Raw genomic sequence first — 22,037 nt, forward strand, 5'->3', positions numbered from 1 at the left:
TTTTATCACATAAATATACTAAACAAGATTGCAAACAAAAAAGTACTGAGCGCAACCTTCTTTAATTCGCCATCGAGCAACATTGGTGATTTGTTTTTTAAAACGGTTTTTATGTTTAAAAGGAAAGGAATAAAAGCGATTAAGTATATAAATTGTAAGGGTTCCCGATAATTTATGATAGTGTAGAGCACAGCGCAAAGCATTCCAAAAAGCAACAGGAAAGCGTGGTATTTTTTCGCTTTTGTGGACCCCAATTTTACGACCAAGGTAAGTTTTTTGGCAGCCGCATCGTTTTCAATGTCGCGCATATTGTTCAAATTCAGCACGGCGGTGCTGAAACAACCGATTGCCGTGGCGGGCAATAAAAGTTGCCATTGAAGCTGGTGGGTGAACAAGTAATAACTTCCCAAAACACTTAGTAACCCAAAAAACAGGAACACAAAAACATCGCCCAAACCGGAGTAACCGTAGGCTCTTTTCCCAACAGTATATTTTACCGCAGCGATGATGGAAACAATAGTTAAGTTGAAAAATATAAAGGAAATGACAAAATTTTCATTTCCGAAAGCTCTGAAAATCAAAAACGTGGCGAGAAAAAAAGTGATGATTCCGGTAATGATCATCCCAATTTTCATTTCTTTAGGTGAAATAATTCCCGAAGCTACCATACGCTTTTCGCCGTGCCTTACGGTGTCGGTGCCGCGAATGCCATCGCCGTAATCATTGGCAAAATTTGACAAAACCTGAAAACCGATCGTAACCAATATTGCGAGCCAGAAAAGTACCGAACTATAATAGTAGTGTGAAGCCAAACCTGCACCAACAATAATTCCAGAAACCGAAAGCGGCAACGTTCGCAATCTCGCCGCGGCAAACCAAGCTTTAATTTTTGTCATTCAATATTTTTTTGAAGCTGCAAAAATACGTTTTAAAAAGGGGTGTGCCAATTTTTTGAAATGGGTTACTTGCTTATTTGATTGAAATGTTTTGCTATATTCGTTTTTCATAATTTAAACAGACACAAAAATGAACAACACGACCAGTTATAATTTAGGATTGCTACTACTCCGTATGGGCTTTGGTATAATGATGCTCACACACGGCATTCCGAAACTCTTAAAAATGCTTTCGGGTGATTTTTCCTTTGGCGACCCCATCGGCGTTGGCGAAACGGCAACCTTAATTTTAGCTGTGTTGTGCGAGGTGTTTTTCCCGATACTTGTAATAATTGGTTTTAAAACGCGATTGTCCGCAATTCCCGTGATAATTACAATGGCCGTGGCTGCCTTTGTGGTTCACGCCGCAGACCCATTCGGAATTAAGGAGAAAGCTATACTATATTTAATAGGTTTTATTGCGATTGCACTTTTGGGCGCGGGGAAATATTCGGTCGACAAAAAATGAGTTTTCAGTCGTCGTTACTGTATAAAAAATGACCATTTTAATCAAAATGTAGGCGCGCGATTAATCGCGCGCCTACCAAAATCAATTAAAAATTTTTACCAACAATTCCTTTAGCAAATCGCCCTGCGAAAGGTTGGCGGCACCCACGCCCTTGCTTTTCATATCTACCTCGCGGATTGCGGCAATGATGGCGCTCACCTTTTTCATTGGGTAATTTCGGGCGGCGGTTTGATAGTCTTTTATAAAGAAAGGATGAACGCCCAAAGCCTTTGCAGCATCGCCCTTGTTGGTAAGCGCGTGGTATTTCAGCAATTTTGAAAAGAAACTGTACAGCAAGGCCACCGTCATCACCAAAGGGTTGTTTTTTGGGTTTTGCGAAAAATATTGAATAATTGCAAAAGCCTTTTTTATATCCTTTTCGCCTATTGCATTCTGAAGCTCAAAATTATTGAAATCCTTGCTGATACCGATGTTTTCCTCAATAATTTGTGGCGTAATCTGTTCGCCGGGCTTTAGAATTAATTGCAGCTTTTCAAGCTCGTTGTTTACCTTGCTTAAATCATTCCCAAGAAATTCCACCAACATTTGTGCGGCTTTTGGGGTGATTGTATAACCTTTCCCCGCGAGAACGCGCTTTATCCAGTCCGGCACTTGGTTTTCGTAGAGTTTTTTGCTCTCAAAAAGAACCCCTGTTTTGGCAATTTCCTTGGTCAGTTTTTTGCGTTTGTCCAAGGTTTTGTATTTATAACAAAGCACCAAAACGGTTGTGGGCTGCGGGCTGAGCGCATACGGAAGCAAATTTTCTATGGTGCGCGAAAGATCCTGCGCCTCCTTTACAATAACCACCTGTTTTTCCGCCATCATTGGGTAGCGTTTGGCGTTGCTGATAATGTCTTCTACCGAAACATCACGGCCGTAAAGCACCATTTGGTTAAAACCCTTTTCTTCCTCGCTCAAAACGTTTTCCTCAATATATTTTGAAATGCCATCAATATAATACGGCTCCTCGCCCATCAAAAAGTAGATGGGTTTTGTGTTTCCGTTTTTAATATCGGTGATGATGGATTTTACTTTGTCGAGCGGCATTGGACGATTTACGATTTACGATTGAAGATTTTAGATTGAAGGAACTTAATTTTGAATTTTGAATATTAAATTTTGAATATTTGTAAATGCAAAAACTCAACTTCCCCCAATATTCCTTTCGCTTCAAAAGTAGCGAAAATAAAACGTTGGTTTTTGATGAAATCCGAAAAAAATTCGTCGTGCTCACTCCCGAAGAATGGGTTCGTCTGCACGCTGTTCAATTTCTTCTGAAAGAAAAAAAATATCCCAAAAGCCTTATAAACGTTGAAAAACAGTTGAAGTTGAACAACACCGTAAAACGATACGACATCGTGGTTTTCAACAATGACGGGAGTATTTTTTTGATTGTGGAATGCAAAGCGCCCTCAATTGAAATTTCACAACTCACATTTGACCAAATTGCGCGGTATAATTTAGCGTTGGAAGCAGAGTATTTAATGGTTACCAACGGTTTGGGACATTATTTCTGCCAAATGGATTTCGGGAATGAACGCTACAATTTTTTAGAAGAAATTCCCGATTATAAATAAGTCCTTAAAAAACACTTCAAAAATCTATCTTTACACCCGTGAAAGTAGCCGTTGTCATACTCAATTGGAATGGAAGGGATCTGTTGGAAAAATTTCTTCCCTCTGTGGTGAAGTTTTCTGCCGAAGCCACTGTCTATGTGGCCGATAATGCTTCAACTGATGATTCGATTTCGTTTATTTACGAAAATTTCCCCACGGTAAAAATCATTCAAAATAAAGTGAACGGCGGCTACGCCAAAGGTTATAACGATGCTTTAAAAAACCTTTCCGAAGACATTTTCGTTCTGTTGAACAGCGATGTGGAGGTAACCGAAAACTGGCTGCAACCAATAATTTCAGAATTTGAAAAAGACGCTTCGGTAGTTGCGGCACAACCAAAAATCCTTGATTACAAAAACCGGGAGTATTTTGAATATGCTGGCGCGGCGGGCGGTTTTATTGACAAATACGGCTATCCGTATTGCCGCGGACGTATTTTCAACACTTTGGAAAAGGACCACGGGCAGTATAACGATACAGCCGAAATTTTCTGGGCCTCGGGAGCCTGTCTTTTTGTAAAGACCGATGCTTTTTGGCAAGCTGGCGGACTGGATGAAGACTATTTTGCACACCAAGAGGAAATTGACCTTTGCTGGCGATTGCAAGCCAAGGGCGGAAAGATACTATATGTAGGTACCTCGCAGGTATATCACGTGGGTGGCGCTACGCTGGCTGCTTTAAACCCACAGAAAACTTTTTACAATTTTCGAAACTCGCTTTTAAATCTGTTAAAAAATGCCGGTGGAGCCCAGGCCTTTTCAGCAATTTTCGTTCGAATGGTGTTGGACGCCGTTGCAGCTTTTCAGTTTTTGTTCCAAGGAAAGCCAAAACATTTTTTGGCAGTCATAAAAGCACACTTCAGTTTTTATTTTTTGGTGCCGAAATTTCTTAAAAAGAGACGCAGAAATGCTTCCAAGATGAAATATTTCAAAATAAAATCCATTGTATTTCAGCATTTTATAATGAAAAAGGAGCCGTTTCAATAGCTTATAACTTAAAGTATTGTTAATCGTTTTTTAGGCGACCGCTATTTTAATAATTTTGGTTCAGATTTATTGAAATAAACAATCTAATATAACACTTAACAAATTATGAAGAAACTATTGATTCTAGCAGTATGCTCCAGTTTGGCCTTTACTTCTTGCGTTTCCAAGAAGAAATACGCAGAACTTGAAGCTAAACAACAAAACACGCAGGATTTGCTGAACACGGCTACCGTTAAACTTAACGACTGCCTTACCGAAAGAGCTGCGGCAACAGCCCGCGCAAAACAACTTGAGGAGCGTTTGGCAGACATGAAAAAAACCAATGAGGATCTTATTCAAAGTTCAAAAGAGCTTACTATGTTGACCTCAAAAGGTGCTACCAACCTTGAAAAATCATTGGAAAGCTTAAAGGAAAAAGACCTAAAGATTACCCGTTTGCAGGACGCGCTTAACAAAAAAGATAGTGTAACCCTTGCTTTAGTAACTAGTCTTAAAAGAGAAGTGGGTATAAACGATCCGGACATTGAGGTAAATGTTGAAAAAGGTGTAGTTTATATTTCGCTTTCAGACAAAGTTTTATTTAAGACCGGAAGCTACCAAATTTCTTCAAGAGCCAATGAAATCTTAGGAAAAGTTGCCAAAGTTATCAACGGCAAACCAGATTTTGAGGCGATGGTTGAAGGGCATACGGATAACGTACCTTACCGCAGCGGTGTTCTTTTGGACAACTGGGACTTGAGCGTAAAGCGTGCTACTGCCATAGTTAGAGCATTGCAGGATCTTGGTATTGCACCTGAAAGATTGGTGGCCGCAGGTCGTGGAGAGTACGATCCATTGGTACCAAACACAACTGCCGAGAACAGAGCAACAAACAGACGTACCCGTATCTTGGTACTACCTAAAATCGATCAGTTCTACGATATGATTGAAAAGGAAATGAAAAACCTTGAGGCAGGCGGAAAATAAAATCTGAATGCCAATAATACAAACCCGGTCCAAACAGGCCGGGTTTTTTATTGGTTCATCAAATCAATCTTTTGAAAGGTTTTCGTATCTTGGATATGAATATTAAACCTTATTAAATATTTACGAAGAAATGGAAGAATTCAAAACAAATTGGACCCGCGAGGAGCTTAAGGCGTATATTTTACTTTATTGTGCCTATGCCAATTTTGTGGAAACCGAGGAAGAACGCAATTTTATAATGAAAAAAGTAGGTGAGGAAAAATACAGACAAATACACAAAGAGTTTGATAAGGACAACGATTATCAGCGGATACAGAAAATCCAGCATACGGTAGAGCGCTTTGATTACTCACCAACGGAAATAGACAGACTTTTTTACAACATAAAAAAAATGTTTCTCACCGATGGCGAAATCGACATCTTGGAAAAAAACATTTATCGCGGGCTACAGCATTTATTGAAATAGAAAAGTTTGCCATTATATTTCGTTGGCAAACACGTTGGTAAACTAATTTTTGGTCTTCCGTATTAGGTATCTATAATTCCAAACTTCCTTTTCCTTCTCTAACTACCACGGGTTCCGGCCCGGTAAGGTCTATTACGGTGGAAGCAATATTGCCGCCATAGCCGCCGTCTATAACCAGATCTACCAGATTGTCCCATTTCTCAAGTATTAGTTCCGGATCGGTGGTGTACTCAATTACCTCATCTTCGTCCTTAATGGAGGTTGAAATAATAGGATTGCCTAACTCCTGCACTATGGCCCGGGTTATGGAATTATCGGGAACGCGGATCCCCACTTCCTTTTTCTTCTTAAAAACCGACGGAAGATTGTTATTTCCCGGAAGGATAAAAGTGTAGGGGCCCGGAAGATTTCGTTTCAAAATTTTAAAGGTGGGGGTGTCTATCTGCTTCACATAATCACTCAGATTGCTTAAATCTTCACACACGAACGAGAAATTTGCCTTTTCCAGTTTCACTCCCCGCAATTGCGCCACACGTTCCATTGCGCGGTTGTTGTTTATATCGCAGCCCAGGGCATATACAGTATCGCTCGGATAAATGATAACCCCGCCATCGCGAAGTATCTTCACAACGCGCTTAATCTCCTTTGGGTTGGGGTTTTCTTCGTAAATCTTAATAAATTCAGCCATGCTTTAGTTTAATTTTTTTTGGTCACTTCACTTTCAAGTTTTAGAACCTTGTCGCCATCGTTTTGTTCAATATAAAGCGCCTTATTTCCGTTATCTCCCTTTCGGGTAATCTTGCTTCCTTTAATGGTTTTTGTAATTTCTTCTGAAAAAGTTTCAATTACTTTTCCCTCGGCGTCGCCGTTGCCCCATTTCCACGTTACTTCTGAACCCTTGCGAATCATATTTTTATTTAAAGTTACTTACATTTTTTAAAAATAGGAATAAGTTTCAAATACTTAACATAAAATCCCATTTCGAGCGTTATGGGAAAAACAAAAATTTCTTATGAAAAAAATCTTCGTGCTAATCTTTCTTTTCGGAATTCAAATCCATTTCATTTCCTGTTCCAAAGATAACGATAACAATACAACCGAATCATTAGAGGAAAAAACGATGCTGAATGTTTCCTACGGAAATGATCCGCAACAAAAATACGACCTATACCTTCCCGCAGACCGATCCTCCAACAAAACGAAGGTAATCGTCCTGGTCCACGGCGGGGGTTGGACCGGAGGCGATAAGGCTGATATGGATTTCTTTATTCCCTACATAAAATTAAGACATCCCGATCACGCAATAGTAAATGTGAACTATGTGCTTGCCGATATGGACACCCCTGCGTTTCCCAACCAATTTTTGGACGTGGATGCAATTATCAATAAACTGACCGCCGAAAAAGACGAACTTCAAATCCTTCCGGAATTTGCCATGATCGGTGCCAGTGCCGGAGCACATATTTCGCTGATGTATGATTATGTTTATGATACAGACGATCAAGTGAAAATAGTGGGCGACATTGTGGGCCCGACAGATTTTACCGACCCATTCTATAGCGACAACCCCAATTTTCCGGTTTTGATGGCAGCCTTGGTGGACGAAAGCGCTTATCCTCCCGAAACGAATTATGCTGAAGTTTTGAGTCCCGCGCTACGGGTTTCAAACGCCAGCAGCCCTACCCTGCTTTTCTACGGAAATGCCGATCCGTTGGTTCCACTGTCAAATGGGGAAACTTTAAAAAATGCACTGAACAACTCGCAAATAGACCATAGTTTCACGGTTTATGATGGCGGCCACGGCGATTGGGCACCAAATGATATCGAAAATATGAAAGAACAGCTAAGTACCGCAGTTGATACTTATTTGGGAGTGGATTAAGGATGCAGGGTGCTGGGTGCTGGGTGCTTAAATTTTTTTAAAGAACCTCACAAATTAATGAAATAACGAATCCCGAAGTAACAAATCCCAAATTAACAAATCCCAAATTAACAAATCACGAATTAACAATTTTCAATTTTGCAAAACGGAGCAATAGCTTTTTTAAACCGCCGTTTTCAAAATCAATTTCGGCCTTAGTGTCAGCGCCAACTCCTTCGATTTTGAGAATTTTACCTTTTCCGAAGCGAACGTGCTCCACCATTGTCCCCTGCTTTAGATTGGCGTCTTCCGCATTAAAATTTTTGTCGGTATCGCTGGTAACGGGCTTTAATCTCCGCAATTTTCGAAGCTGTGCTTCCGTGGGGCCCGTTGGTGCCTTGCCGGCCACCGGCTTTTTTAGCCGCAGTTTGCTGTGGTCCACCTCATCAAAAATATCAGCATCCAAAAGCGGTTTGTAGCGGTTTTCCGTAATTGGGGTTAAGTATTCCAAAAAGGTTTCATCTATTTCCTCAATAAAACGGCTGGGTTCGGCATCAATCAATTTTCCCCACCGGTATCGCGATTGGGTGTAAGTTAAATACGCCTGCTTTTCGGCGCGGGTAAGCGCAACGTAAAACAATCTTCGCTCCTCTTCCAGTTCGCTGCGGGAGTTCATATTCATCCCGCTGGGGAAAAGATCTTCCTCCATCCCCACTATATATACATAGGGAAACTCCAACCCTTTTGCCAAATGCACCGTCATCAACGCAACACGGTCGCTATCGCCTTTGTCGTTATCCAAATCGGTAGCGAGGGCTACGTCTTCCATAAATTCAGCAAGCGAGCCCGTGGCATCGGCTATTTCCTTTTGCTCTTCCACAAAGTCGCGCATCCCGTTCAGTAGTTCCTCTATATTCTCAATACGGGCAATGCCTTCGGGAGTGCCATCTTTTTTTAATTCCTGCAGTAAACCTGTTTTTTTTGCAACGTGTTCAGTAATGGTGAAAGCATCATAGTTTTGATTCAAAACCTGAAAGCTTTCAATCATCGTCACAAAATCCTGCAATTTGCTTTTGGTGCCGGCATTTATCTTTAAATCAATTTTATCGATGTTTTTCATCACCTCAAAAATTGAGCGGTTATAATGGTTTGCGGCAACAATCAATCGCTCCATCGTGGTATCGCCAATACCCCGCGCGGGATAATTGATAACACGTTTCAGCGCCTCTTCATCCTTCGGATTTAACACCAACCGCAGATAAGCCAACACGTCTTTTATCTCCTTGCGTTGATAAAAACTGAGCCCGCCGTAAATTCTGTACGGAATGTCCTTTTTCCGAAGCGCATCCTCAATGGCACGGCTTTGGGCATTGGTTCGGTATAAAACTGCAAAATCGCCATCCTTCAATTGATGGTTCATTTTATTCTCAAAAATGGAGCTCGCCACAAATCGGCCCTCGTCCCCATCGGTCATGGTGCGGTTTACGAGAATTTTATTGCCTTCGTCATTTGCGGTCCAGACTACTTTTTCAAGTCTTGTTTTATTCTTTTCAATAATTGCATTCGCGGCATTCACTATATTTTTGGTAGAACGGTAATTCTGTTCCAAACGGAAAACCTTTACATCGTCATAATCCTTCTGAAAATTCAAAATATTGTTGATATTGGCACCGCGAAAGGCATAAATACTCTGGGCATCATCGCCCACAACGCAGATATTTTGAAACCTATCGGAAAGGGCACGCACGATTAGATACTGGCTGTGGTTTGTATCCTGGTACTCGTCCACCAAAATGTAACGAAAACGGTTTTGGTATTTTGCCAAAACATCCGGAAAACGGGTCAATAGCTCATTGGTTTTTAACAAAAGATCATCAAAATCCATTGCGCCGGCCTTAAAGCATTTGTCCACATATGCTTTGTAAATATCGCCGAGTCGCGGCATTTTGGCCATGGCATCGGCTTCCATCAATTCGGGGTTGTTGAAATATGCCTTAACGGTAATCAAACTGTTTTTATAGGAAGAAATGCGCGAATAAACCTGCTTGTATTTATACACATCCTTGTCCAGGTTCATTTCCTTTATCACCGACCGTATGACGCTGTGCGAATCCTGGGTATCGTAAATTGTAAAGTTTGAAGGATAGCCCAGTTTGTCCGCCTCAAACCGAAGGATTTTTGCAAAAATACTGTGGAAGGTCCCCATCCAAAGATTTTTTGCCTCGCTGGCGCCCACGATTTTTGCGATACGGTTTTTCATCTCGCGTGCCGCCTTATTGGTGAAGGTAAGTGCCAAAATATTGAACGGGTCCACCCCTTGAGACATTAAATAGGCAATCCGGAAGGTAAGGACCCTCGTTTTTCCAGAACCGGCGCCGGCAATTACAATCATAGCGCCGTCTTTTTGCAGTACTGGCGCTAGTTGGGCTTCGTTGAGTTGTTCTAAATATTTTTCCAAAACTTCATTTTCTTCAAGCTGTGAAAATAGCCATTATCAATCTTTTATCTAAAATGATTTTGGAGAAATTATAAACAAAAATTTCGATTTAAAAAGAAACTATTCCCAAAAACAATTTTCCCAAACCACATAAATTTGAATACCTTTATAAAAAAAACTTTTAATGGAATCTATTCTTTCTTTTCTATCCCAAGTTCCGTGGTGGGGTTGGGTTCTTATCTTTTTAGCGCTCGTTGCCATTCGGGACGTTTTTTTTAACAAGCACCACACTATAAGCCACAACTTCCCCATTATCGGGCACATTCGGTATATGCTGGAAAGTATTGGGCCGGAGCTTCGGCAGTATATTGTTGCGAACAACCGCGAGGAGCTTCCCTTCAACAGGATAGAGCGCGGCTGGATTTATGCTTCGGCAAAAAATGAAAACAATTATGAGGGTTTTGGTACCGATCGGGATATTTATGAACCTAACTACATTTTCATAAACAATGCGATGCTTCCCTTTAAGGTGGAAAAGGACAATCCCAACTATAAAAACCCTTACTTTTTGCCGTGCGCTAAAGTAATGGGCAGTTATAACAAACGCAGAAGACCCTATCGACCAACTTCGATAATAAACGTATCTGCAATGAGTTTTGGCTCACTCTCGGCAAGGGCGGTGGAATCCTTAAATCGAGGGTGCGGTTTGGCGTACGCTTACCACAATACGGGTGAGGGTGGACTTTCCCCTTATCATAAAACGGGTGCCGACGTAGTCTTTCATTTTGGAACGGGATATTTTGGGGTGCGCGATGAGGATGGAAATTTCTCCATGGAAAAAATCGTTAAGCTGGTAAATGAAAACCCTCAGGTAAGAGCCATCGAGATTAAGCTTTCTCAGGGGGCGAAGCCCGGTAAAGGAGGCGTGTTGCCCGGTTCAAAAATAACTGAGGAAATTGCCGAAATAAGACACGTGCCATTGGGAAAGGACGTGCTTTCGCCTCCAAATCATTCGGCCTTTAATGGCGTGAAGGGAATGGTTGAGTTTGTGGAAAATATTGCCGAGGCTACGGGTCTGCCAGTAGGAATTAAATCTGCTGTGGGCCGTTTGGGGGAATGGGAACAACTTGCAAAAATAATGAAAGAAACCGGCAAAGGCCCAGATTTTATAACCATAGATGGCGGTGAAGGCGGTACGGGAGCCTCGCCACCAAGTTTTGCTGACCATGTTTCCCTTCCCTGGCTTTTTGGTTTTGCGGAGGTGTATAAAATTTTTAAAAAGCACGACCTCTGCGATCGCATTGTTTTTATTGGAAGTGGGAAGCTGGGGTTTCCGGCTAAGGCAGCCATGGCATTTTCCATGGGTGCCGATTTGATAAACGTGGCAAGAGAAGCTATGATGAGCATAGGTTGCATTCAAGCACAACAATGCCATACCAACAAATGCCCCAGTGGGGTGGCCACGCAAAACAAGTGGCTACAACGAGGCATTAATATTGAGGACAAATCTGTTCGGGCGCATTTCTATTTTAAGAACTTTAGAAAAGAATTGTTGGAAATGACCCATGCCTGTGGCTATGAACATCCATGCCAGTTCACAATGGATGATGTGGATCTTACCGTGGGCGATAAAAATTTGATAAAAACGTTATCACAGTCTTTTATGTACCATAAATGTGCCGTGCCTTTTGAAAGTATGCATGCGCTTTCACACTGCGAGTATCTGGGTGGAAATTATCATGAAAAAGAGGCTAAAAAAGAAGTGAAGGCAATGCGAAAAGAGAATAAGGTACGTTACTAACATTAATGGAAGATTTACGTTTGTTAAAATTCCCAAAACATCTTAAGTTTGTTTCCCAATAAAAAACTATGGAAGAAACCACCCAAATTATTAGTTACGTTGCCTATCTATTGCCAGCAATTGTTGTGGGCATCATTGCCTATTTTTTCTTTAAGGGCCATACCGCCAACGAAGAAGGCCGCCGAAGGTATTTGGTCCAAAAAGAGGCGCAGAAACAAGTGCTGCCTCTCCGTTTACAGGCATATGAGCGTATTACTTTATTTCTGGAGCGTATAGACCCCAATAAGTTATTGGTTCGGGTAAAACCATTTTCCGATTCAAAAGACGATTACGAAAATTTATTGATAAAAAACATTGAACAGGAGTTTGACCATAATTTAACGCAGCAAATTTATGTTACTCCCGAATGCTGGAACCTGGTAAATGCCGCAAAAAATGCAACAATCCACGTTATCCGTCAGGGGGCGATGCACGAAAAGGAAGGAAATGTGGATAAAATGCGGGAATGGTTGTTACAAAATTTTATGGAGGAGGTCACCCCTTCACAGAAAGCGCTGGCTTACGTAAAAAAGGAGGTGAGTGAACTTTTTTAAGGCGTGAATAGATTGTGATGAATTGCAAAAAGCACCAAGCCAATTCTATTTTTTATTTTCAGCTTTTTATGAACGGCATCTCTGTAGCCTTCCACGGTTTTATAACTGCAGCACATGGTTTTGGCAATTTCCTTGTAACTCATATCGGTGCATGCAAGTTTTATAAACTCAATTTCTTTTTCCTTTAGCTCTGTGTCAATTTCATTTTCCAGGGAATCCATTAGAATCTGTGTAACAGTATTAGTGTAATAATACCCGTTCTCCATTACTTCCTCTAAGGCCTTCTCAAGAATATCTTTTTTTGTATCCTTCATCAAATACCCACTGGCACCGGCCCGTAACATTTTCAAGATAGTATATTCATCCTCTTCTATGGAAAGAGCCAGGATTTTTACTTTGGGAAACTCTTTTTTTAATATTTCAGCAGTTTCTATTCCGTTGAGAATAGGCATCTTTATGTCCATTAGAACCAAATCTGGAACATTGTTGGGATTGGCAAATTTATCGAGCAATTCTCTACCGTTATTGCACAAGTACAACACTTGAAATTTGTTAAAATCCTCCACAAGGCCACCGATGGCTTGGGAAAGCAATACGTGATCATCCACTACTACTACTGAATATTTCATTTTTTAACGCCTTTTGATTTTTGTATTTAAACGAATTTTAATCATACAAACTTATACTTAAGATGCAAGGTTGTGCCCTGGCCTTTTACCGAGTTTATTTTCAAGGTAGAATTGATTAACTGGGCACGGGTTTTCATATTCTTCAACCCGATGCCCATAAAATTATCTGATTTGTCAAAACCCACACCATTGTCTTCGGCAGATATAGTTAAAAGTTCATCGGAATAATCTAAAATCACTTTTAATGTCGATGCCCTGGAATGCTTTATTGTATTTGAAAAAAATTCCTGCATTATTCTGAAAAGAATGATTTGAGTGTTGCTTTCAATAGGAGTTATAGATCCTTGCACCTTGAGTTCCGCGGCAATAAATTTAAGTCTATTGAACCTCTCCATCTCCAAGCTTACGGCCTCTTTCAAGCTTAGGCTTTTTAAGGCTTCGGGATTTATCAACTTTGAAAGTGCCCGTAATTCGTCAATTCCGGTACCTATGGTTTCCGAAACCTCTGCCAACAGTTCGGGCCTCTCCTGCGCCATCTGGGCCTGTATCTTGGCCAGGGTCATTAATTGGCCTATGTTATCGTGCAATTCCCAGCTAATATTCCGCAAGGTTTCTTCACGAATCTCTATTTGCGATTCCGCCAATTCGCGGTCAAAGGCTTTTTTTGCGTTTTCCTGTTCCTGAAGCAATCGATTTTTTCGTCTGGAAAAAACACTGAAAAGCACGATAACTACAATTACGAGGGTTATGGGGATGGCTATTGCCGCAATTATTATGATCTCCTTTTCATCCATAGAAATCCTGTTAAGAAAAACAAGTACATAATGATTATTAGCGAAAACTGTATTACCAGTAAAATCTCGAAGAAGCTGTCTGGCTTATAGAACCAGCTTCTAATAATCTTTATGGGAATATAGCCAATATAAAACAAAAATAGGCCTACACTTACCCAAAACAATAAATCGTTTTTTATAACAAGCACCCGCGATGACTGCAAAATATTAATATAATAGAGAATAATACAAAAAACCAAGATTCCGGCACCGGCCATATAGGAACTTAAAAAGCCTGACCCAATAAAATCAGTAAAAATCCAATCTGAGGCATAAAATAACCAAAAGACGGCAATGCCGCATTTAATATAGAGTTTAAACTTTTTATCGTCTATGGTCTTCAGAAACACATAATAGAAAAGCGAAAAATAAAAGAAGTAATATATATTATAAACAATGGCGTTTGGCGGGCCATATTCATTTACTATATACCATCCCAAAGATTCTGTCAATAATGTAAAGAACAATATAATCGGCAGCACCTTTAAGGCAGAATTCTTATAAAGCGGAAATTTAATCAGTGATACAATAAAGACAATGGCATAAATTGCCAAATGTGCATATCGCATACTGTCTAAAAATGATTCCAAGAGTACAGAAAAGTTAGTTTAATTACCACCACCGAAATCATCCCCATTGGCAGGCGGAGGTGTAATGCTGCTATCATTCAAAATTACACTGGTCGCGCCCATTCCCTGAGTTGCTGCATTGGTAGAGATAAAAAACCCAGCCTCATTCACACTTCCTTGGGGTTCGTTCGGGGTAGTATTTTCACCCTTATCCCTTAGTCCGTTTCCATTAATGGGCACAGCGGTATATACACCGTCTATATCCTCAAGATAAAAACCTACATTTTTTCCGTCGTATGCCATAGTTGGCACCACAAATAAACTATTTCTTCTGGGGTATTTAACGGCATCGCCATTCGGAAATTTGTCGCTGTTGGGATAATTTGATAGGTAAAACCGCAGGGTTTGGATATCTATCTCGGCTTTCTTCGCCTCGTACTCTATGTAGGCAATATATTGTTTGATGGTCGCCAAATCATATTCCGCGTAACGTGTTGGAGTGAATTTGGACCCGTCAGCGGTAATGCTGTCCTCATATTTTTGGATAATCGGCACGCGTCTTTGCGCATAGGCATCATACATCTCCCGTGCCCGCTCTACTGTAATAATATTGTCCTTTGGTGGCCCTTCGTATGGTGGCTCGGTATGTGTAGTGGGCTCTTGGCAACTAAAGAACATTAAATTGATACAAATCAGAAATAAGAATCGTTGGGCAGTTTGTGTTTTCATTTTTAAATTGGTTTTAAAGTTGTGGGATAAATTTAATGACAATAGAAGGAATCTGAAAGTGACCCCTACCCTATTTAAAAGTGAAGATAATTCAAAAGAGTTGATTATTAACGCGCTACAAGTAACTTCGTCCTAAAAAACAGGGAAAACACTGAAAATTTGGGGGAAATCCCCCTTGGGAAAGTAGGAAAATCAGTCGTCTTTTGTACGAATTTCGTTCAGCTCGGTATTCTTATGATCCGCATATTGAAAACCAAGCTCCCACCATTTTGTCATCATCTTTTTGTCGAATATCAAGGAATTTGTAGTGAGAACCGTAGGGGTGTAATACAGATTAATGATGATATCCTTATTGGCCGCCACAAATTTCCCAATGCGTATATTCTGCTTTTCTATGCGGTCTGCCATATAATTGTGCATATTGGTTAGCAGCGAAAAAACATTTTTAGAGGGAAGCCGATTGTAATAGGTAATTTCCGTTTCCAAAATAATCACATCTATAGAAGTGGCCCCGCGGTTGATGGCTTCTTCAATAGGCACCATACTGCCAAAACCACCGTCGGCATATTCGCAGCCGTCCTTTTTTACGAGGCTCATAAACGGGGTGAAATTTGATGAAATCCAAACCCAATCCAAAAAATCCTGATACTCAAAATCATTGACCGATTTGTATTCCACTTGATTTAAAGACAGGTTGGAAACCGTTACCACTACTTCCTTTTCCGAAGCTTTTAGATTGTTGAATTCGGTCTCGGTAAATGTTTTTTCGATCAACTTCCGAAGGTTTAGGCTTTCCCCAAAAGTCTTTTTCCCCTTTATAAAATTCATCAAAACCGTATAATGGTCGATCCCGATTTGTTTTCCGCCAAATTTATCTTCCTTTATTACAAACGGACAACTATTGAAAATGCTCTTTTGGTTTACCGAGGTATATATCTCGCGGATTTTCTCAACCTTGTCCAGCGCTAAATGCGAAATGAGCAAACTACCCGTGGAGGTGCCCACAAATAGATCATAATTGTGATGCAACTCCTGCATTAAATATTGAGCCACGCCACCTGCAAACGCGCCCTTACTACCTCCGCCCGAAATAACCAACGCTCTCATTCCTTTATTATTGAATTTAAATAATTTGCAGCCCCTTCGGAAACCTGCCTGCCCAAAACCTTTACCTGTTCATGATACTTTTCATTTTGAAGCAGATTGTTCAACAAGGCCTTTGAAGGTTTCGCAAATCGCCAAGTGGGATGCACAGTGGCTTCCACCAAATTCTTGAGCGTTTCGGTATCCCAAAGTTGCAGTTCGTTTACATATTCAAAAGCCTTTTCCCGGATTTCAAAACTGTAATCGGGGGAAGTGTAATGTTTAAGTTCGCTTATATAATTTTCCTTTTCCTGATTATCATATCCCTCCGTAAGCAAGGCTAAAGCAAGCCACAACTGCCGAATGTTTTTATTCTGAAAACCTTCAATTCCCTTCGTTTTATTTAAATACGCTGCCCGTTTTTCCGGAAATTGCATCCACAGTTGATACAGCGCAGATTCCATCGTTACATAGGAATCATCTTGCAACAAACTTTCATATTCGGTTTGAAGTTCCTTCGGAATGGTTTGCAGCGAAAGGGCAATTGCCTGCCGAACGTATAAATTATTGCTGTTAAAAGCAGTTTTATAAAGTGGAAGCGTTTCAGCAAGTGGCTCATCCATTAATTGATAAACAGCTTCCTGCCCTATAAAATCATTCGGAAAGGTAAGCGCCGTTTTCAATTGTATTTTTTTATCTGAAAAAGGAACGGCCCGAAGCGCGGAAATTTCAAAATATTTACGGATGAAGGCCGATTTCAGCAAGGATTGGTAAGCATCCTCACTTTGAAATGCCGTTTGTTGCAGCCAATCTTTTTCAAATGTCGAAATATCCACATCGGAAACGTTTTTTACTTCATTTAAAAAATCTTGGGTAGCAACATTTTTGAATTTATATTTTTCCAGATAATTTTTAATAGCCAATTTAAAAGCATCCTCCCCGATTCGCTCGCGCAAAATGTGCAGCGCCCACGCACCTTTTTGATAAAACGTAAGCGAGCTCGCCTTTGGGTTTAAAAGAGATTCGCCTTGGCCTTCATCGCTCATCGCTTTCAATTGCTCCGCTGTTTGGTAGAGTTGCCAGTAATAATAATCATCGCCAAAAATTTCCTTTTCGGCCAATAACGCGTAATAGGTGGCAAAACCTTCCTGTAGCCAATGGTCCTCGCCAGCTTTTTCGGTAACCAGGTTGCCAAACCATTGGTGGGCCAGCTCGTGGGCGTTTACGTTTACGTAGTTTCTGTCATTAAAGCCCGTGGAATCCACCACAAAGGCTTGGGAAAAAATTGTGAGGGTCGTATTTTCCATTCCCGCATACAGAAAATCGCGGACGGGGACCTGTTTGTAGTTTTGCCACGGATACGGCACGCCGATTTCAGTTTCCAAAAAGTCAAAAATCTCTTTACTGTAACGGTACGTGGGTTCTACTTTTAGGGAATCTTTCGGCGTGAAATACAATTCAATTGGAATTCCTGAGTTTGAAACGAGTTCCCTTTTGTTGAAATCGCCAATTGCGAAAGCTACTAAATAGCTGGACATTGGGTTTTTCATATTGAAACGCCAAGTATTTACTTCGTGTAAATTACCGTAATCGATTAATTTGCCATTTGCAATTACAACTTTATCAATTGGTGCTAAAAGCTGTAAATCGAACTCGATTTTATCGTTTACGTCGTCAATACTCGGCAACCAATGTGAAGTGTATTTACCCTGCCCCTGCGTCCAGATTTCATCTCCGAAAAAATAGAGTGTTTGTTTCGGTTTCATTTCATAATAAAAATCTGCTTTGTAAGTGGTGCCAACTTCAAAATTGCCTACAAACCAAACCTTCTTTTCATCGGAAGTTATTTTGAAATTTGCAGTTTTAATATCATTAATTTGAATATTTACGGCATCCATAAAAATGGAATCCGTTTCTTTCAAAACCTTAAAAGCAGTTAGAAATTTACCTTCCACTTTCTTTTCGTCAGCCTTCGTACCAATTGAAGCCTCAATCCTCAAAAAATCTACGACATTGGTCTGCTGCGCTTGCAACATAAAGTTTCCCGCAAACACAAAAAATAACAGAAATAGTATTGCTGGAGATCTTTGGTGCAATGTGGTTGAGTCCAATTTCAAAAAATAAAACATAAAAAAAGGTTATTCCTGGATTTCAAAAATAACCTTTTTAAAAGTGTGTGAATTAAATTTCTATTCTAAAATAATCCTTTTCACCCCTGTGCCGTAACTATTTTCAAGATTGATGAAATACACACCCTTTGCAAGGTTGGAAACATCAAAGGAATAATTGTTCAATTCGGCCACCGAATTAAAATAATATGCCTTTACCGATTTGCCGTCAACAGTATTAATCGTCAAACGTGAGATGCTCTCGGGATATTTCGTTTTAATATGAAAGATGCCGTTTGAAGGGTTCGGAAATACCGAAATATCATAAACCTGTGTATTGTCTATAGTATTCACCCCTAAAATATTACCGTAAACCATGGGGTTGTTGCTTTGGTTAATTATGTGGGTATCTACGTAATAAATAGGGTTGTAACCATCATTACAATCGGAACAAGTTTGCCCGGATACGCAATTTGGATTGTTAGGATGGCAATTATCCTGATAGTTTGGATGGAACCTATAATCCAGATTAAAAGTAGTTCCTATATATTGCGTAAAATCATAAATATGTGGCGGTGAAATAGCTCCAGGGCACCAACCTGCCCTGCCGTACTGCCACGTGCCTTGCTGTCCCGTACAGTTATCAGGGTTTGGATTGCATTGATTCCAAAGATGCTGTGTAAAAGTCTGCGCTCCATTAATGTCGAAATAATGGGTGGCGTTAAAAAACTCCGCAGCGTTGGCAGTATTATTAGCGCCCCAACCGTGGCCCGTATTCGAAACCCGCAGGTGGGAAGCCTGTACTTGCGCAGGAATATCTACACTAAACGTTTCTACCGGCTGTAAGTTTGCGGGATCACCAAAAGCGTAGCCATCATCCCAAACCTCAACTACATTACTGTAAGCGTATTGGGGTGCTCCAGCAGTATATTCCGTGTCCAATGTAAGCTGCCAGCCTCCCGTGCCCCAAGTGTCAATAAATACCCGAATTTCCACTTCCCCTTGTAGCAGCGACATATAATCGGTGACCTCCAATTCGTGGTTGCAACCTACTCCATAAGGCGTAATATATCTAATTAATTGAATCCAATTGCCGTCCGGGGCCTTCACATCTATAAATGCCCAGCGGTCCCAATCATCACAACCGCCTGAAATATTTGGGCATTCCACTTCCAAAAACGCGTTCATATCGTTATAGGCACCCACGAATTGCGGAAAGGTATGTGTTCCGTAGTACCAGCGGTCGTTTTGGCCCGTAAATTCGATAACCACATCTTCCAAACTTCGCACTACTTGGGTGTTAGCAGTTTGGTTTACCGTAATAGTACGGGTGAGGGAAGTTTCATCGCCATCTGTGGTTTTGGCAGTAATTACAATGGTGTGCGCTCCGTAATTGGCGGGCGTCCACAAAAGGTAATAAAAACCGGTCTCTGCCACGGCTGGATAATCTGTGCCGTTTATGTTTACAATTACTTCTGAAATGCTATCAGGCGAATCTACCGAGGCATTCATATAAATAGGGTACGGTTTTAAAACGGGCATTTCAAGCGGATAATCTTCCGTGAGCCGCGTAGTAAGTTCGGGAATGGCAAGATTTTCAGCAAACACTGAAAGTTGCAGAAAAAATGCCAATGCAAATAAAAGGTAGTTTTTTTTCATCTGTAAATACTATTTGAATGATTAAATTAGCCAAGATATAGCAACAAATATATCATTTAAAACTTCAGAGGAAGTAAGCCAGGGAATTTTTTTTCTTAAAATGGAAGCCTAATTATATGAATGCCAATTTTCTGCAAACCCCGATAGATTACCTAAAAGGCGTTGGGCCCAACCGGGCCGATTTGCTGAAAAAGGAACTCGGCATTCACACTTTTCAAGATTTGTTGAATCTTTTTCCGAATAGATATTTGGACCGTACCCAGTATTACAAAATCGCGCAGTTCCAACAGACCAATGCCGAGGTACAGATTATCGGAAAAATCACCCACATTAAAACCGTAGAACAAAAACGAGGGAAGCGATTAGTTGCAACTTTTATTGACGAAACCGGAACGATGGAATTGGTTTGGTTCCGTGGCCAAAAATGGATTCGTGAAAATTTAAAGCTGAATGTTCCCTATGTAATTTTCGGAAAGACGAATTATTTCAACGGCAGTTTTTCGATGCCGCACCCTGAAATGGAGTTGCTCGAGGCACACGAAAAAAGTATTCGTTCTGCGATGCAACCCGTGTATCCTTCCACAGAAAAATTAGGCAATAGCGGCATCACAAATAGGGTGATAAATGGGTTGATGCAACAGCTGTTTTTGGAGAGCAAAAATGCCTTTGCCGAGACCCTCTCAAAACCACTTTTGGAACAGTTGAAATTGGTGTCAAAAAAGGAGGCACTTTTCAACATACATTTTCCAAAAAGCCAGGCGCATTTGGCACGGGCGCAATACCGATTAAAATTTGAGGAATTGTTCTATATTCAGCTGCAATTAATTCGAAAAAACCTCATCCATAAATCGAAAATCAAGGGCCATACTTTTGATAAAATTGGCCATAACTTCAACACCTTTTATTCGCAACATTTGCCCTTTGAATTGACCGAGGCACAGAAGCGCGTCATCAAGGAAATCCGCAACGATTTGGGAAGCAATGCGCAGATGAACCGACTTTTACAGGGCGATGTGGGTTCAGGGAAAACCATAGTAGCGTTCATGTCAATGTTAATAGCACTTGACAACGGTTTTCAGGCCTGTTTAATGGCGCCGACTGAAATTTTGTCAGTCCAACATTATAACGGATTATTTGAAATGTGTAACAAACTGAATACCAGTATTGAATTGTTGACTGGATCAACCAAAACTTCAAAAAGAAAAGAAATTCACGAAAAGCTTGAAAATGGCGAGTTAGACATCTTAATTGGCACCCACGCCTTGCTGGAAGATAAGGTAAAATTTAAAAATTTAGGGCTTGCAATTGTGGATGAGCAACACCGTTTTGGAGTGGAACAACGGAGCAAATTATGGCATAAGGGAGGCCCCTCCGGGGAGGTTGGAGGGGCCATTCCCCCACATATCCTAGTTATGACCGCTACACCTATCCCCCGTACCCTTGCAATGAGCATTTATGGCGATCTGGATATTAGTGTAATTGACGAGCTTCCGCCGGGCAGAAAAGATATAAAAACCGTGCACCGTTTTGATGCAAATAGACTGAAGGTTTTTCGCTTTATAAAAGACGAAATTTCAAAGGGCAGACAAGTGTATATTGTGTACCCTTTGATTCAGGAAAGTGAGACCATGGATTACAAGGATTTGATGGACGGATACGAGAGCATCGTGCGCGAATTTCCTATGCCGAAATATCAAGTTTCCATCGTTCACGGACAAATGAAACCTGCTGACAAAGAATACGAAATGAACCGTTTTATAAAAGGCGAAACACAAATTATGGTTGCCACAACTGTAATTGAAGTTGGCGTAAATGTGCCAAATGCCAGCGTGATGATTATTGAAAGCGCGGAACGGTTTGGACTATCACAATTACACCAATTGCGCGGCAGAGTTGGCCGTGGTGCCGAGCAGAGTTACTGCATTTTAATGACCGGCCACAAACTTTCGGCAGACGCCAAAACCCGTTTAGAGACTATGGTCCGTACCAGCGACGGTTTTGAAATTGCCGAAGTGGATTTAAAACTTCGCGGCCCCGGCGATTTGATGGGCACCCAACAAAGCGGTGTGCTAAACCTTCGCATTGCAGACATCGTAAAGGATTCCGAAATATTAAAGATTGCCCGAAGCTATGCAGCACAGACCCTTAAGGCCTACCCCAACCTTACTTCCAAAGAAAATATTCCTATTAAAAATACCTATGCCCAGCTTGTGAAATACCGCAATATTTGGAATTATATTTCCTAATAATGACGTTCA

At 40.8% G+C, this 22,037-nt stretch carries 21 protein-coding genes; 9 read left to right on the forward strand and 12 right to left on the reverse strand.

The features are described from left to right. Positions 1-5 precede the first annotated feature (5 nt). Positions 6-896, reverse strand: coding sequence for a 1,4-dihydroxy-2-naphthoate octaprenyltransferase (menA, locus tag MB09_RS06800; RefSeq protein WP_045080123.1), 891 nt, complete (start codon positions 894-896; stop codon positions 6-8). Positions 897-1,026: 130 nt separating this feature from the next. Here menA and MB09_RS06805 point away from each other — a divergent pair, with 130 nt between their 5' ends. Beyond that, the gene (locus tag MB09_RS06805; protein WP_045080124.1) at positions 1,027-1,404 is read left to right on the forward strand and encodes a DoxX family protein; all 378 of its coding nucleotides are present in this window, start codon (positions 1,027-1,029) and stop codon (positions 1,402-1,404) included. A gap of 81 nt (positions 1,405-1,485) precedes the next feature. Here the strand turns inward: MB09_RS06805 and holA are convergent, their stop codons facing one another. Then, the gene (holA, locus tag MB09_RS06810) at positions 1,486-2,490 is read right to left on the reverse strand and encodes a DNA polymerase III subunit delta (RefSeq protein WP_045080125.1); all 1,005 of its coding nucleotides are present in this window, start codon (positions 2,488-2,490) and stop codon (positions 1,486-1,488) included. 86 nt (positions 2,491-2,576) lie between these two features. Between holA and MB09_RS06815 the strand changes: the two genes are divergently transcribed. The 4 genes from MB09_RS06815 (at position 2,577) to MB09_RS06830 (ending at position 5,477) form a co-directional block, all read left to right on the forward strand. Next, positions 2,577-3,020, forward strand: coding sequence for a type I restriction enzyme HsdR N-terminal domain-containing protein (locus MB09_RS06815; RefSeq protein WP_045080126.1), 444 nt, complete (start codon positions 2,577-2,579; stop codon positions 3,018-3,020). Positions 3,021-3,058: 38 nt separating this feature from the next. Then, on the forward strand, positions 3,059-4,045 hold the full coding sequence (locus tag MB09_RS06820) for a glycosyltransferase family 2 protein (RefSeq protein WP_045080127.1): 987 nt from the start codon (positions 3,059-3,061) through the stop codon (positions 4,043-4,045). 105 nt (positions 4,046-4,150) lie between these two features. After that, complete coding sequence (locus MB09_RS06825) at positions 4,151-5,011, forward strand: OmpA/MotB family protein (protein ID WP_045080128.1); 861 nt, start codon at positions 4,151-4,153, stop codon at positions 5,009-5,011. Positions 5,012-5,141: 130 nt separating this feature from the next. Then, positions 5,142-5,477, forward strand: coding sequence for a hypothetical protein (locus MB09_RS06830; protein WP_045080129.1), 336 nt, complete (start codon positions 5,142-5,144; stop codon positions 5,475-5,477). Positions 5,478-5,547: 70 nt separating this feature from the next. Here MB09_RS06830 and MB09_RS06835 read toward each other — a convergent pair whose 3' ends face one another. Both MB09_RS06835 and MB09_RS06840 read right to left on the reverse strand, forming a co-directional pair. Continuing rightward, complete coding sequence (locus MB09_RS06835; protein WP_045080130.1) at positions 5,548-6,165, reverse strand: L-threonylcarbamoyladenylate synthase; 618 nt, start codon at positions 6,163-6,165, stop codon at positions 5,548-5,550. An 8-nt stretch (positions 6,166-6,173) separates the two neighbouring features. After that, on the reverse strand, positions 6,174-6,386 hold the full coding sequence (locus tag MB09_RS06840) for a hypervirulence associated TUDOR domain-containing protein (RefSeq protein WP_045080131.1): 213 nt from the start codon (positions 6,384-6,386) through the stop codon (positions 6,174-6,176). A 103-nt stretch (positions 6,387-6,489) separates the two neighbouring features. Here MB09_RS06840 and MB09_RS06845 point away from each other — a divergent pair, with 103 nt between their 5' ends. Beyond that, positions 6,490-7,359 carry an alpha/beta hydrolase gene (locus MB09_RS06845; RefSeq protein ID WP_045080132.1) on the forward strand — a complete coding sequence of 290 codons (870 nt, stop codon included), beginning with the start codon at positions 6,490-6,492 and terminating at the stop codon, positions 7,357-7,359. Between the two features lie 115 nt (positions 7,360-7,474). Here the strand turns inward: MB09_RS06845 and MB09_RS06850 are convergent, their stop codons facing one another. Further along, the gene (locus tag MB09_RS06850) at positions 7,475-9,796 is read right to left on the reverse strand and encodes an ATP-dependent helicase (protein ID WP_045080133.1); all 2,322 of its coding nucleotides are present in this window, start codon (positions 9,794-9,796) and stop codon (positions 7,475-7,477) included. A gap of 163 nt (positions 9,797-9,959) precedes the next feature. On the opposite strand from MB09_RS06850, the gene MB09_RS06855 reads away from it, so the two are divergent. Both MB09_RS06855 and MB09_RS06860 read left to right on the forward strand, forming a co-directional pair. Beyond that, the gene (locus MB09_RS06855; RefSeq protein ID WP_045080134.1) at positions 9,960-11,576 is read left to right on the forward strand and encodes an FMN-binding glutamate synthase family protein; all 1,617 of its coding nucleotides are present in this window, start codon (positions 9,960-9,962) and stop codon (positions 11,574-11,576) included. Between the two features lie 68 nt (positions 11,577-11,644). Continuing rightward, positions 11,645-12,169 (forward strand): DUF7935 family protein, encoded by a 525-nt coding sequence (locus MB09_RS06860; RefSeq protein WP_045080135.1) that lies wholly within the window; start codon positions 11,645-11,647, stop codon positions 12,167-12,169. On the opposite strand, the gene MB09_RS06865 is transcribed toward MB09_RS06860, so the two are convergent. From MB09_RS06865 to MB09_RS06895, 7 genes are all read right to left on the reverse strand, one after another. After that, positions 12,166-12,798 carry a response regulator transcription factor gene (locus MB09_RS06865; RefSeq protein WP_045080136.1) on the reverse strand — a complete coding sequence of 211 codons (633 nt, stop codon included), beginning with the start codon at positions 12,796-12,798 and terminating at the stop codon, positions 12,166-12,168. The two genes, MB09_RS06860 and MB09_RS06865, sit on opposite strands and share 4 nt — an antisense overlap. Before the next feature lie 41 nt (positions 12,799-12,839). Then, complete coding sequence (locus MB09_RS06870; RefSeq protein WP_045080137.1) at positions 12,840-13,592, reverse strand: sensor histidine kinase; 753 nt, start codon at positions 13,590-13,592, stop codon at positions 12,840-12,842. Beyond that, positions 13,571-14,221, reverse strand: coding sequence for a hypothetical protein (locus tag MB09_RS06875; protein ID WP_131459845.1), 651 nt, complete (start codon positions 14,219-14,221; stop codon positions 13,571-13,573). The genes MB09_RS06870 and MB09_RS06875 overlap by 22 nt, the downstream gene beginning before the upstream one ends. A gap of 18 nt (positions 14,222-14,239) precedes the next feature. Continuing rightward, entirely contained in the window at positions 14,240-14,929 is a 690-nt protein-coding gene (locus tag MB09_RS06880; protein ID WP_131459847.1) for a hypothetical protein, read from the reverse strand. Positions 14,930-15,121: 192 nt separating this feature from the next. Further along, positions 15,122-16,036 (reverse strand): patatin-like phospholipase family protein, encoded by a 915-nt coding sequence (locus MB09_RS06885; RefSeq protein WP_045080140.1) that lies wholly within the window; start codon positions 16,034-16,036, stop codon positions 15,122-15,124. Continuing rightward, a complete protein-coding gene (locus MB09_RS06890) occupies positions 16,033-18,048 on the reverse strand; it encodes a M1 family metallopeptidase (RefSeq protein ID WP_045080196.1) in 2,016 nt (671 codons plus the stop codon). Before MB09_RS06890 ends, MB09_RS06885 begins: the two co-directional genes overlap by 4 nt. A 153-nt stretch (positions 18,049-18,201) precedes the next feature. Next, positions 18,202-19,779 carry a peptide-N-glycosidase F-related protein gene (locus tag MB09_RS06895; protein ID WP_045080141.1) on the reverse strand — a complete coding sequence of 526 codons (1,578 nt, stop codon included), beginning with the start codon at positions 19,777-19,779 and terminating at the stop codon, positions 18,202-18,204. Positions 19,780-19,895: 116 nt separating this feature from the next. Between MB09_RS06895 and recG the strand changes: the two genes are divergently transcribed. Further along, entirely contained in the window at positions 19,896-22,025 is a 2,130-nt protein-coding gene (recG, locus tag MB09_RS06900; protein ID WP_045080142.1) for an ATP-dependent DNA helicase RecG, read from the forward strand. The last annotated feature ends 12 nt before the right edge of the window (positions 22,026-22,037 follow it).

The sequence above is a fragment of the Aequorivita vladivostokensis genome (genome assembly GCF_000952855.1).
Lineage (GTDB): Bacteria > Bacteroidota > Bacteroidia > Flavobacteriales > Flavobacteriaceae > Aequorivita > Aequorivita vladivostokensis.